The organism is Pseudomonas sp. PDM32, from assembly GCF_019219225.1.
In the GTDB taxonomy this organism is placed as follows: domain Bacteria; phylum Pseudomonadota; class Gammaproteobacteria; order Pseudomonadales; family Pseudomonadaceae; genus Aquipseudomonas; species Aquipseudomonas laurylsulfatiphila.
This window is the reverse complement of sequence record NZ_JAHUWE010000011.1, coordinates 52,614-65,484: the sequence shown is the minus strand read 5'-3', so window position 1 is coordinate 65,484 and position 12,871 is coordinate 52,614. Positions and strand designations below refer to the sequence as shown.

At 60.0% G+C, this 12,871-nt stretch carries 10 protein-coding genes and 1 pseudogene; 9 read left to right on the top strand and 2 right to left on the bottom strand.

The features are described from left to right. On the top strand, positions 1-1,587 hold the full coding sequence (locus KW846_RS20885) for a GMC family oxidoreductase (protein WP_218484839.1): 1,587 nt from the start codon (positions 1-3) through the stop codon (positions 1,585-1,587). A gap of 425 nt (positions 1,588-2,012) precedes the next feature. Further along, positions 2,013-2,921: a LysR substrate-binding domain-containing protein gene (locus KW846_RS20880; protein ID WP_218485144.1), complete on the top strand. Its 909-nt coding sequence runs from the start codon at positions 2,013-2,015 to the stop codon at positions 2,919-2,921. 100 nt (positions 2,922-3,021) lie between these two features. On the opposite strand, the gene KW846_RS20875 is transcribed toward KW846_RS20880, so the two are convergent. After that, positions 3,022-4,722, bottom strand: a complete 1,701-nt coding sequence (locus KW846_RS20875) for a BCCT family transporter (protein ID WP_218484837.1) — start codon at positions 4,720-4,722, stop codon at positions 3,022-3,024. Positions 4,723-5,128: 406 nt separating this feature from the next. Between KW846_RS20875 and KW846_RS20870 the strand changes: the two genes are divergently transcribed. The 7 genes and pseudogenes from KW846_RS20870 to KW846_RS20845 all read left to right on the top strand — a co-directional run bounded on the left by KW846_RS20870 (position 5,129) and on the right by KW846_RS20845 (position 12,053). Continuing rightward, the gene (locus tag KW846_RS20870) at positions 5,129-6,319 is read left to right on the top strand and encodes an aromatic ring-hydroxylating dioxygenase subunit alpha (protein ID WP_218484835.1); all 1,191 of its coding nucleotides are present in this window, start codon (positions 5,129-5,131) and stop codon (positions 6,317-6,319) included. Between the two features lie 10 nt (positions 6,320-6,329). Further along, complete coding sequence (locus KW846_RS20865; protein WP_218484834.1) at positions 6,330-7,775, top strand: aldehyde dehydrogenase family protein; 1,446 nt, start codon at positions 6,330-6,332, stop codon at positions 7,773-7,775. Between the two features lie 12 nt (positions 7,776-7,787). Continuing rightward, positions 7,788-7,949, top strand: a pseudogene (locus KW846_RS30130) (rubredoxin); the annotation flags it as partial. Then, positions 7,938-9,173: an FAD-dependent oxidoreductase gene (locus tag KW846_RS20860; RefSeq protein WP_371321770.1), complete on the top strand. Its 1,236-nt coding sequence runs from the start codon at positions 7,938-7,940 to the stop codon at positions 9,171-9,173. The pseudogene KW846_RS30130 and the gene KW846_RS20860, both read left to right, overlap by 12 nt. Positions 9,174-9,183: 10 nt before the next feature. After that, on the top strand, positions 9,184-10,512 hold the full coding sequence (locus KW846_RS20855) for an FAD-binding oxidoreductase (protein ID WP_256356811.1): 1,329 nt from the start codon (positions 9,184-9,186) through the stop codon (positions 10,510-10,512). After that, on the top strand, positions 10,509-10,880 hold the full coding sequence (locus KW846_RS20850; protein WP_218484830.1) for an ethanolamine utilization protein EutQ: 372 nt from the start codon (positions 10,509-10,511) through the stop codon (positions 10,878-10,880). The genes KW846_RS20855 and KW846_RS20850 overlap by 4 nt, the downstream gene beginning before the upstream one ends. Positions 10,881-10,895: 15 nt before the next feature. Continuing rightward, positions 10,896-12,053, top strand: a complete 1,158-nt coding sequence (locus tag KW846_RS20845; protein WP_218484828.1) for an MFS transporter — start codon at positions 10,896-10,898, stop codon at positions 12,051-12,053. A gap of 194 nt (positions 12,054-12,247) precedes the next feature. On the opposite strand, the gene KW846_RS20840 is transcribed toward KW846_RS20845, so the two are convergent. Next, on the bottom strand, positions 12,248-12,724 hold the full coding sequence (locus KW846_RS20840) for a hemerythrin domain-containing protein (protein WP_218484826.1): 477 nt from the start codon (positions 12,722-12,724) through the stop codon (positions 12,248-12,250). Positions 12,725-12,871 lie beyond the last annotated feature (147 nt).

Below are 12,871 nucleotides of genomic sequence, written 5' to 3'. Positions count from 1 at the left end.
ATGGTGGATTTTATCGTAATCGGAGGCGGATCGACAGGTTGCACCGTGGCTTCGAGGCTGAGCGAAGACGCAACAGCTTCCGTCGTCCTTTTCGAAGAGGGACCGCGCGATCGCAACCCCTATATCCATATTCCCGGCGCCTACTACAAGACTGCGCAAGGCCCGCTGCTCAAACGCTATGCATGGGAGCCTACCGAAGATCAACGCCGGACCGAGACGCCGACGATGGTCCAGGCCAGCGTGCTGGGAGGCGGAAGTTCGGTCAATGCGATGATCTACATCCGCGGTGTCCCGGCCGACTACGATGGTTGGGCGGAGCAGGGCGCCACCGGCTGGTCCTACAATGATGTACTCCCATACTTCAAAATAGCCGAAGACAACGAGCGCTTCTGCAATGAAGCCCACGGCGTTGGTGGGCCGCTGGGCGTTTCTGATCCGATCAATGTCCATCCATTGACCAAAGTATGGCTTCGCGCTTGCCAGCAGCACGGATTGCCGTACAACGAAGATTTCAATTCGGGCAAGCCTGAGGGGTGCGGGCTGTATCAAATCACCGCCAAAAACGGCTTTCGCAGCAGTGCCGCAGTGGCGTACCTGGCACCCGCCAAATCGCGCAAGAACCTGACGGTGAAGACGGGGTGTCGCGTCATCCGTATCTTGACGCAAGGCAGCAAAGCCATTGGTGTTGAATACATAGAAAAGGGCGTGCGCCATGTAATGCACGCCGACAAGGAAATCATTTTATCGTCCGGCGCCATCAACTCGCCGCGACTGTTGATGTTGTCCGGTATTGGTCCGGCCGCACAGTTGGATAAACATGGCATCAAAGTGATCAAAGACTTGCCCGGTGTCGGCCAGAACCTTCAGGACCATATTGAAGTGTCTCTGGTGTATGAACTGACGGGCCCGCATAGCTACGACAAGTACAAGAAGCCGCTTTGGAAAATGATGGCCGGTTTGCAATACGCGTTGTTCAGACAAGGTCCGGCGGCGTCAAACCTGATCGAAGGCGGGGCCTTCTGGTGGGGTGACAAGGCGGCAACCCATCCCGATATCCAGTACTTCATGGTGGTGGGTGCAGGCATCGAGGAGGGCGTTGACTCTGTTCCCGGTGGCAATGGATGCACGCTGAACCTGGGGCAGATACGTCCACGGTCCAGAGGCTATGTCGAGCTCTATTCAGCCGACCCGATGTCACCTCCGCGGATCGTGCCTAACTATTTCTCCGACCCTTACGATATTGAAAGCCTGGTGGATGGTTGCCTGGTGGGTGAGCAAATCATGTCCCAGGCCGCCTTCAAACCCTTCATTGCCAGGCGGCATGTGCCGGACGTGGCGGTCCGGTCCCGGGAAGAGATGAAAAAATTCTGTCACGAACAAGCGCACGCCGCGCTGCACCCATCCGGCACTTGCCGCATGGGAGTGGATGAGCTTTCGGTAGTGGGCCCGGATCTCCGGGTGCATGGTATGGAAGGGTTGCGCGTTGCCGACGCATCGGTCATGCCAACGCTGATCTCGGGGAACCCTAACTCGGTGTGCATCATGATCGGCGAAAAGGCCGCGGACATGATCAAAAACGGGCACTAAGCTGGCACGCCGCAAAGCGTGGCAGTCATGGGGCAACCATTGCTTGCTGTGCTTTGCGGGGGCGGGTCTAGCTGCCGAGTAACCACAGCAAGAATGAAACGCCCATCGCGAAAAGCAAAAGCCCTCCGCAAATGCCTGCCTGGCGTTCGAGGGGGGATGCCTGTGCAGCACGAGGGGGCTCCAGCCAATCAACAGGGCGTACGCGCACTCTGGTCAACTGGGCTGTTGCATAAAACAAGCTGTGCATGTCATGTGCCCCTTGGGGTCGTCTTTGCTCAATCGAAGGTACAAATCCACCCCGACCTCTACGAAGCGAAAAAACACGGCATAAATATAGCGGGCTACGCATAAAACCTGCGCCTGACCGCGTGCGAATCACTAGAATGGCGATTCGGTAAAAACAAGAATATGTGGGTGTAAACGCCTTGAAAATTCAGCCTCTTCCGCCCCTCAACAGCTTGATTGCCTTTGAGGCTGCAGCCCGCCACTTGAGTTTTACGTTCGCTGCCAAAGAGCTGAATGTCACGCAGGGCGCGATCAGTCGGCAGGTTCGGTTGCTGGAGGATTATCTCGGCAAGACATTGTTCGAGAGGACAACCCGTACCATCAACCTCACGCCGACCGGTGCCCAGTACCACGAGACGGTTCGCGACTGTCTGCAGAGTCTGGCTCGGTCCACGGGGGAAATCCGGCAATGGCGCGGGGATCAGCAGGTGACCGTTGCCACCAGCACGGCCATGGCATCGCTCTGGCTTTTACCCAAGGTTGCCGAGTTTCAACGCCAGCATGAAGAGATCGATCTACGGATCATTGCGATCGATCATGTGAAGGACTACGCCAAGCTCGATTGCGATCTGGCGATGTATTACTGCAGTGCCTCGCCGAAAGGCCTGGACGTTACGCCGTTGTTCTCGGAAGAGATTTTCATGGTGTGCAGTCCGTCGTACCTGGCCAAGCATCCCCAGCTGTCTTCGATTGAAGGGCTGGCTTCCTGCACCTGGCTATGGCTTGAGGATTCCCAGCGGGACTGGATCGGCTGGCCGGAATGGTTCAAGCGCCTGGAGCGTGCTCCCGTTGCCCCGAAACACCGGATCAACATCAATAGCTACAGCATGCTGATCCAGTCGGCGATCAGCGGGCAGGGTGTGGCTCTGGCCTGGAATAATCTGGTCGACGAGCCACTGGGCACGGGCGCGCTGGTTCGACCAAACGATCTGGTGCTGCAGACAGACGCCCAGTTTTGTTTGCTGGAACCTCTCAGTACCCGCGGCCCACGACACAGCGTGAAGCTGTTTCGCGACTGGCTGATGGGACTTCCTTCCGTCCAGGGATAAGGCAAGGTCCAGAAAAAGAAAAACGCCGTCAGCGGTTGGCTGGCGGCGTTTTTCATTCAGTAGTCTCTGTGACCTGTCTCCACAGGCCACAGCGCTGGTTTCAGCCGGCTTTTCTGGCGGTCAGCAAGGATTCCCCGGGACCGTCCGGCAAGGGGCCGCCACGTTGCGAGAACGCTTCCCGGGCGTGCTCGGGTCTGGGCAGGCGAGCGGGAGGCAAGTGGGGCAGGTCGCTGAAGGGTTCCGCCCGCAGGCTGCGAATCAGTGTGTAGCTCATGACCATCATCAGGATTGCAATGGGCAGGCCTGCGGCGATACTCGCCATCTGGATGGCCTTGAGCCCTCCCGCCAGCAGCAGTCCCGCCGCGACACCACCTTCCAGCACACACCAGAGCAACCTGATCCAGTTGGGTGGATTGGTGCTTCCCATCGCGTTCAGCGTGCAGAGGACCTGGGTTCCTGCATCGGCCGTGGTCACGAAGTGCACGGCGAGCAGCAGGCAAACGAAGATGGAGAGCGCACCACCGATCACGGGGCCATCCAGTTTTCCGAGCAGGGTAAACATGGCCGCCGTGGGTTCTTTCTTGGTCGCCAGCAGAATCGTGCCGCCTTCGAAGGTGGCCTGTTCCTGAACCTGCTCGGTGCTTGTCGCTGCTTTCTGGAACTGCTGGCGTTCGGTTTGCTCGCTCTTCAACGCGGCGCCACCGAAAACGGACATCCACAGGATGGTGACCAGGGTAGGCACCACCAAAGCACCGACGATGAGCTCGCGAATGGTCCGCCCCTTGGAAATCCGTGCGATGAACAGCCCCACGAATGGCCCCCAGGTCATCCACCATGGCCAATAGAAGGCGGTCCACCAGTTTTGCCATTGGGTGTCTTTCTGCGTGTCCATCCAAAGGCTCAAACCGACCAGGTTCTGCACATAGTCCCCGGTGGATTCGAACATGAGGTTAAGGATGTAACGGGTCGGCCCGATCACCAGGACAATCAGCATCAACAGGATCGACATGTACATGTTGAGTGTCGAAATCCGTTTCATTCCCTTGGACAGGCCTGCCAGGAGTGAGATGGAGGCGATGATCGTGACCACCAGGATGATCGAAAGCTGCAGGCCGATACTGACCGGAACGCCAAACACCTGGTGCAGGCCGGTGTTGATTTGCGCAACGCCCAGACCGAGGGATTGGGACACACCGAAGGCGGTAATCGCCACGCCCATGATGTCCACCACATGGCCAATCCAGCCGTAGATCCGGTCGCCAATCAGTGGGTAGAGCAGGGACCGAAGCGCCAGGGGCAGACCCTTGCGATAGGCGAAGTACGCCAGGCTCAGGCCGATCAAGGTGAAGATCGCCCATGGATGCAGGCCCCAGTGGAACAGGGTGATACGCATGGCCATGCTCGCGGCCTCATCCGTCAGCCCCTTGGAGAACGGGTTGTCGGCGTAGTGCAGCATGGGTTCGGCGACCGACCAGAAAATCAGGCCGATGCCCATGCCCGCACTGAACAGCATGGCGATCCAGGAACCAAAGCTGAACTCCGGCTGGTCGTCGTGGGCGCCCAGTTTCAGGGTGCCGAACCGGCTGACGGAAATGTACAGCAGCAGGCACAGCACAGCGCTCAGCAGTGCCAGGTAGTACCATTTGAAGTTGGTCAGGATGAAGGTCGACGCGGTTTCAAACGCTTTGGCCGCCTGCTCGTTCATGAACGCACAGAACAGCACAAACAGGACCACGGTTGTGATCGAAGCCAAGGTTACATTCGGGTTGAGACCTTTGAGAAGGCCCGATTCTGCACGCATTTTTTTCCCCTTTTATTATTGTTCAAGGGTTGAGGGTTTCGCCGGGTGAGGGGAAGGGCGGTCATTGGCGGATGCCAACGGCCGGTCATCAACTCCTCAGGGTGATCTCGAGGCAGGCTCGGGATGTGGCAACAAAATGGTGGAGACACGGGTCGCCGACAACCCATTTATCCTCATCAATATATGATTTTTGATCATTAATGCCGAAGCGCGTCAAAACGCTAAAAACCCCATCCTTTACTGAACCGTATCAGCAAAGCATGCCGAGCGTATTAATGATCAATAGTCATTAATGCGTGCAACAAAAATCGTTTGTCGAGGCTTCCTCTTCTTGCCGAAACTCGCCGTCATGCAGCAGGCCAGACCTGCCGTGCATTTCCTTTCGTGCCAGCAAGAGAAAACAATAATGACTTCCACGACCGCGACCCGCCTCATCCCGACACACACCCTTGAGACTGTCCTGGCTCCGATCCACGAGGCCCATGGCCTGACCAATGAGTTTTATACCGAGCAACGTTATTTCGACCTGGAGCGCGATCACGTGCTCGGTCGCAACTGGGCGTGCGTCGGTTTCGCCAGCGACCTGCCGGGCAACAGCTACGTCAAGCCGGTGGACTTCATGGGGTTGCCCCTGTTGCTGATGCGTAACCGCGAAGGCCTGGTCCAGGTGTTCCACAACGTGTGCAGTCACCGTGGCGTGAAGCTGGTGCAGCAGGCGGGTGAAGTGCAGGGCGTGATTCGCTGCCCCTACCACTCCTGGACCTACGATCTGAACGGTGGCCTCAAAGGTACGCCTCATGTGGGCGGCATCAATCAGCACAAGGACGAGCGCTTCGCCTGCGAGAAACATGGCCTGAAAGCCTTGCGCAGCGCGATCTGGATGGACATGGTGTTCATCAACCTGTCGGCTGACGCGCCGGACCTGCAAGACCAGCTCGCGCCGCTCACCGAGCGCTGGACCCAATTCCTCGGCACCGACGGCATGGACCTGATGCGCCGCGAGCCCAACAGTGGTGCGGTCAGCATCGAGGTCAACTGCAACTGGAAACTGGCGGTGGAAAACTACTGCGAGGCTTACCACTTGCCATGGGTGCACCCGAGCCTGAACAGCTATTCGCGCCTGGAAGACCACTACAACATCATCTTCGATCAGTTCGCCGGCCAGGGCAGCCATGCCTATAACCTGTCCGACGTCGCCGGCACTCACTTGCCCATGTTCCCGTCCTGGCCGCGGGATCGCCTGCGCACCGCAGAATACGTAGCGTTCTTCCCCAACGTCTTGCTGGGCATTCAGGCCGACCATGCTTTCGCCATGATGCTGGAGCCGATTGCCCCCGGAAAAACCGTCGAACACCTGCGTCTTTTCTACGTCGGCGACGAGGCCCTCGATGACCGTTTCGAAGCGGCGCGTGACGCTGTGATGCAGTCCTGGCGCGTGGTGTTTGCCGAGGACATCGCTTCCGTCGAAGGCATGCAGAAGGGCCGTCACTCTCCCGGCTATGGCGGTGGTGCGTTCTCTCCGGAAATGGATTTGCCGACGCATTTCTTCCACCAGTGGGCGGCGCGTCAGCTTCTCGACTGCGCCGAGAGCGTGTGAGGAGATGAGCATGTATTCGATCCAACCGCACTGGCTGAACTTCATCGACGGCACCTGGACCGACAGTGAGCAGCACATTACCGTCAATAACCCCGGCACGGCGGAACCTGTCGCCACTATCGCCCAGGCTGGAGTGGCCGACGCAGAGCGCGCGCTGCAAGCGGCGCGACGCTGTGCCGACAGTGGTGAGCTGACCCGCGCGCGCCCTGCGCAACGGGTGACCTGGCTGCTGGAAATCGCCGCGCAAATTCGCGCAGTGACTGAAGAGGGCGCGTGGGTCCTGTGTCAGGAAAATGGAAAGAGCCTGCGCGATGCCCGTGACGAGTTCGTCGAGGCGGCGCGCTACTTCGAGTATTACGCCGGCATGGCCGACAAGATCGAAGGCACATCCATTCCCCTGGGTAACGGCTATATGGACTTCACGGTCTACGACCCGATGGGCGTGTCGCTGCAGATCGTGCCGTGGAATTTTCCGGTGTCCATCTGCGCCCGTTCGCTGGCGCCGGCCCTGGCGGCCGGTAACGCGGTGGTGATCAAGTCGCCGGAGATTTCGCCGCTGGGACTGTGTGTGCTGTTGCAGGCCATCGAACGTGCGGGCTTGCCACGGGGGGCGGTCAATCTGATCTGTGGCCGCGGCCGGGAAGTGGGGGCCTACATGGCCGGGCATCGTGAGGTCGACCAGATTGTCTTCACCGGCTCTGTCGCCACGGGGCAGAGCATCCTGCGGGCCGCCGCCGAGCACGCGACTCCCAGCGTCATGGAACTGGGTGGCAAGTCTGCTGCGCTGGTGTTCCCCGATGCCGATCGCGAACAACTGCTGGCCAGCGTGCGCAACGGCATCTTCTTCAATGCCGGTCAGGTGTGCTCGGCGATGTCGCGCCTGCTGGTGCATCGTTCGCTGTATGACGAGGTGGTCGCTGATGTGGTGGCGATGGCCGAGAGCCTGAGCATCGGCCGTGGCCAGGACAATCCGGACCTGACGCCGGTGATTTGCGCCAGTCAGCTTCAGGGCATCGAGGCCATCTGCCGGCGTGCCGAGGAGGAGGGGGCCGTGGTCGCCACCGGCGGTGAGGCGATCAGCGGGCTGCGGGGGCATTTCATGGCGCCGACGGTGTTCCGAGACGTTACCGCGCACATGGATATTGCCCAGACCGAAGTCTTCGGCCCGGTCCTGGCGGTCATTGCCTTCGATACCGAGGAGGAGGCCATTCGCATTGCCAATGGCACTGAATTTGGCCTGGTCGCCGGTGTGTTCACTCAAGACCTCAATCGCGCCCTGCGTTGTGCGCGGCGACTGTGTGCGGGTCAGGTGTTCATCAACGAGTGGTACGCCGGCGGCATCGAAACGCCCTTTGGCGGCGTAGGCCTCTCCGGTTTCGGTCGGGAGAAGGGCCAGGAAGCGCTCTACAGCTACGTCAGGACCAAGAACCTGGCCGTGCGCATCTCGGGCGAGTGAGGAGGCATCAGCATGAAAAAGTGGCTCTGCATTATCTGTGGCCTGATTTATGACGAAGCTCTGGGTTGGCCCGACGACGGCATCGCTGCCGGGACCCGCTGGGAAGATGTGCCGCCAGACTGGCTGTGCCCCGAGTGCAAGGTCGGCAAGTCCGATTTCGAGATGATCGAAATCAGCGAGCCGGTCAAGGTCGCGGCCGTTGCCCCGGTTGTTGTGAAGCAGGCCATGGTTGACGTTTCACCGGCCCAGCCAGTGGTCATCATCGGCAGCGGACATGCCGGCTACGGCCTGGCTCAGGCGCTGCGCAAGGCCAACCCGCAACTCGATGTCCGGGTACTGACCCAGGACTGTGGGCATCTCTATTCCAAGCCGGCGCTGTCCATCGCGCTGGCCCAAGGTCGCAGCGCCGCGGGCCTGGCGACGGAAAGCCCGATGGCGCTGGAACAGCGATTGGGCATCCGGATTCATAGCCACTGCCGTGTCGAGCGAATCGACGTTGTGGCGCGACGACTGCATACCAATCTGGGCGAGATGCAGTACGGCCAGCTGGTATTGGCCAGCGGGGCTTCGCCGCTGCGCCTGCCCATCGAAGGTTGTGCCGATGCATTGCTGAGCGTCAACAACCTGCAGGATTACCGCGCGTTCCGTGAGCGCCTCGACGGTGTGCGCAGCGTTGCGGTGCTGGGGGACGGATTGATTGGCTGTGAGTTCGCCAACGACCTGGCGAGCAGCGGCTATCAGGTTCGGGTCATCGGTCTGGGCAAATGGCCGATGGAGCGCCTGTTGCCGGAACCGGCGGGCCTGCAACTGCAACAGGCGTTGTCCGGTCTTGGCGTGCATTGGCATTTGCGCACGACCTTGCAACGTATCGAACAGGGCGCGAACGGCTATCGGCTGGAACTGGCCGATGGTCAGCACTTCGATGCGGATCTGGTGGTGTCGGCAGTCGGCCTGCGGCCTAACGTGGAGCTGGCGCAAGCCGCGGGCCTTGAGTGCGGGCGAGGTATCAAGGTGGATGCGCACCTGCAGACCTCGCAAAGCGGTATCTATGCCTTGGGCGATTGCATCGAGGTGAATGGGCAACTGCTGCCTTACCTCGCGCCGATCAATGAGGGCATACGCGCCCTGGCCAGGACTTTGTCCGGGCAGCCGACGCCAGTGAGCTATCCACTTGCGCCTGTGACGGTGAAGACACCGGCGGCCCCTTTGTGTTTGCTCCCGCCACCCGTCGATTGTGCCGGGCAATGGCACTGCGACGCGACCGGGGACGGACTCAGCGCAGCCTTTCGCGACAACGATGGCGCCTTGCGCGGCTTCGTCCTGCTCGGGCGGCAGGCCCAACAAAAACGCAATGCCTGGCTGCAGAACTGCCAGGACACCCCACAGCATGTGGCTTGAGAATTGACCAATGAACAGTATCGTTAACCTGCCTCATGATGACCACAGTTGTGGCTGGTACGCCGCACTGCCCGAACCGCGTCCGGCCAAGCGCCTGACCGGTGAACAAAAGGCCGATTACGTGGTGATCGGTGCCGGCTTCGCCGGTCTCGCCGCTGCACGCCGGTTGGCTGAGCATATGCCACAGTCGCGCATTCTCCTGGTCGATGCCCAGCGTGTCGGTTATGGGGCATCAGGGCGTAACTCCGGTTTCGTCATCGATCTGCCGCACAAGTTTGCCCTGGAGCATCCTGACCCACAGCACAAGCAACGCCTGCTGGGGCTTAACCGCGCAGCCATCGATCAACTGCAAACCCTGATCGGTCGCCACGCCATCAATTGTCAATGGTCCCATGCCGGCAAGTACCAGGGGGCGGTGGGCGAGCGTGGCCTGGCCTACCTCGACCATTTCGAGAAACTGCTGGCCGACCTGGGTGAGCCTTATCGCCAGGTGGAACGCCAGGAACTGGCCGGCGTACTCGGGACCGACTACTACAGCCGCGCCATTTTCACCCCCGGTTGCTATCTCATGCAGCCGGCGGCACTGGTGCGCGGCCTGGGCGCGTCACTGCCACAGAACGTTGAAGTCCTCGAGGAATCGCCCATCCAGCGTCTGGAGAAGGACGCCGGCGGGAACTGGATCCTGGTCGGTAAAGAGGGTTTGATCCGCACGCCGAAAGTGCTGCTGGGTACCAGCATCTTCACCCAGGAGTTTGGTTACTTGCGCAATCGGCTGCTGCCGGTGATGACATTTGCCAGTTGGACGCGCCCGCTCACCGACGCCGAGATGGCCTCTGTTGGCGTCCAGGCCGACTGGGGGCTGACACCGGCCGACCACGCCGGCACCACGGTGAGGATGACCCAGGATCGTCGTCTCATCATCCGCAATACCTACAAGCACGTTCCACGCTACGGGCGCAGCATCAATGATTCGATCCGCCTGAAAGTCCGCGAGGATCATTGCGCGGCTTTTCACGCCCGTTATCCGCAACTTGCCCATGTTCCCTTCACACACACCTGGGGCGGGGTCTACGCGATCTCGCGCAACTTCACCAACTTCTTCGGCAAGCTCGACGACGGCGTTTTCGCGACGGCTTGTGACAACGGGGTTGGGGCTGCATGGGGCACCATCTCCGGGACATTGCTGGCGGATAAAGTAGTGGGCGCCGACTCTCAGCGTCTGGATGACATCCAGTCCGTGACGGGCATGCCTTCGCGCAATCCGCCGGAACCGTTCCTGGGGCTGGGCGTGCGTTCACGTATCCGCTGGGCGGCGTGGAACAGCAGGCGCGAACTATGACCCAGGTGCCTGCTGACAGAAAGCCGGTGATGCTGGTCGACCACCGGGACCTGGACTTTGTGCATCGCGGCGGCCCCCCGGGGGGCGCCAGCGTTGCCCGTGCCCTGAGCAATGACGTGTCGCCTCATCTGGGGATTGGCTTTGCGCGGTGGGAAGGCGCGGAGGTCGCCTGGACCTTGCTCTATGACGAAGTCATTTTCGTCATTGAAGGCTGTTTCGAACTGAGAGCGAACGGTGAACTGTACCGGGTGACGCCAGGGCAATTGCTCTGGATACCCGAAGGCACCGAGCTCGTCTATGGCGGACACGCACTGTTTGGCTATGTCGTGCATCCCGGAGACTGGAAGCAACGTCACGGCCTCGTCTGATCGGGAAAACTGAGCATGTTTGCGCTGACCAAGGTATTTGCAACGATTTACGCTGCAGCTCTGCTTATGCAGTTGGGGTCCAGCCTGCTGATGACGTATCTGGCCTTGCGCCTGGACGCCGCCGGCGTCGCAGAGTTCTGGGGCGGTGCGCTCATGGCGGCCAATGCGCTGGGAATGGTACTCGGAGGCCGGATCGGGTACTGGCTGATTGGCCGGATCTCGCATGTGCGGGCCTTCGTGGTCAGTGCGGGGGTGATTGTCACGGCGGTACTCAGCCACCAATTGAGCGACTCGCTGACGCTATGGCTGGCGCTGAGGTTTGTGGTCGGTGTAGCGATGATGTGCCAACTGATGGTCATCGAAAGCTGGCTCAACGACTGTGCGCCGAGTGATCGTCGTGGCGGCGCCATGTCGCTGTACATGGTGGCCAGCTACGTGGGGATGATGCTGGGACAACTGCTGCTGGGCCTGGGCAATGGGCTCGACACCCTGGTGTTGTCCGGTGTGGCCATCGCCTTTGCCATCGGCCTGGTGCCGATGGCCATGCACCGGGGCATGCAGCCCAGTCCGATCAGCCAGGACCGAGTCAGCTTCATGCTATATGTCCGTCGTCTGCCGCAGTCGTTGGGCACTGTCCTGGCGTCGGGATTGCTCAATGGCTGCTTCTATGGATTGACCCCGATCTTCGCGGCGCAATCGGGTTTCACCCCTGCACAGGTTGGCCAGTTCATGGCCCTGAGCATTGCGGCCGGACTGTTTGCGCAATTGCCGCTGGGCAAGCTGTCGGACCGTTTTTCCCGCGTTGGCCTGATTCGCCTGACTGCCGTCCTGCTTTGCATCGCTTACCTGCCCTTGGCCTTTTTGCAGGCACCGGGACAGGGCTGGGTCATGCTGGCGGGCGCCGTGATAGGTTTCCTGCAGTTCTGCCTGTACCCATTGGGCGTTGTTCATGCCAATGACAATCTGGAGCCCCAACTGCGTGTATCGGTGGCGGGGGTGTTATTGGTGACGTTCGGTATCGGCGCAACCATCGGGCCATTGGTGGCAGGTGCATTGATGGAGCATTTGGGACGGCAAGCCCTCTATCTGTTTGCCATTGGCGTGGCGGCGCTGGTTGCTTGCCTGGTCAGTGACAGGCAACGCGTTCCAGTGGCTGTCGTGCAAGTTCCGTGAGGGGGGAGTGAACGGCGATTGTTCATAGAGGATCTCCACTGTAACTGTGGCGAGGGAGCTTGCTCCCGCTGGGGCGCGAAGCGGCCCTGAAAATGGGACTGCTGCGCAGTCCAGCGGGAGCAAGCTCCCTCGCCACAGGTTGCTTATTGTTCGCTCCATCTCTTTGTAGACCGTACTTTACGACCCGGTACGCCTCAGGCTGCCATATGGGTTGCAGCCCATTCCTTTTTGCAACTGGCTTTCATCGCTTCCATTTGCTCGCCGAGGTCGTCCAGCCTGGATTTTCCCAATAGCTTTTTCGCCTGAGGAAACATTTCGGTTTCCTCCTCTTCTATGTGGTGCTCAAGCAGCTCTTTGACGACCTTCACTCGCCCGGCAAATTCCGGCGTGCCCGGATCAGTCTGCTTCAGATCCGGTAATACCAGCGAGTCGACGGTGCGATGTTCTTCCTTCGCCTCGAAGTACATCACGTCCTGCTCCTTGGTCCCTGCCTCCTTGAAGGCTGGATAGAGGATTTCTTCTTCCAGTTTGGTATGGATGGAAATCTCCATCTCCAGCTTATCCAGAAGGTCAGTGCGTTTCTTGATCGCTTTATCAGTCGACTCGCTCAATTGAGCAAGAATGGCTTTCACGGTTTGATGATCGGCTTTCAGAAGGTCAATCGCGTTCATGTTGGCTGCCTCAGCTAGCGTGGAATTGAGCCTCAACGGGGTGTGGCATTGAGGCGTCCCGGTAGCTATCGCATTTCCTGTGCCAAGGGAATCGGCCAGCCAATACGCCGGTAAACAAGGACTTGCGATCCGTGTTCATCCACTGGT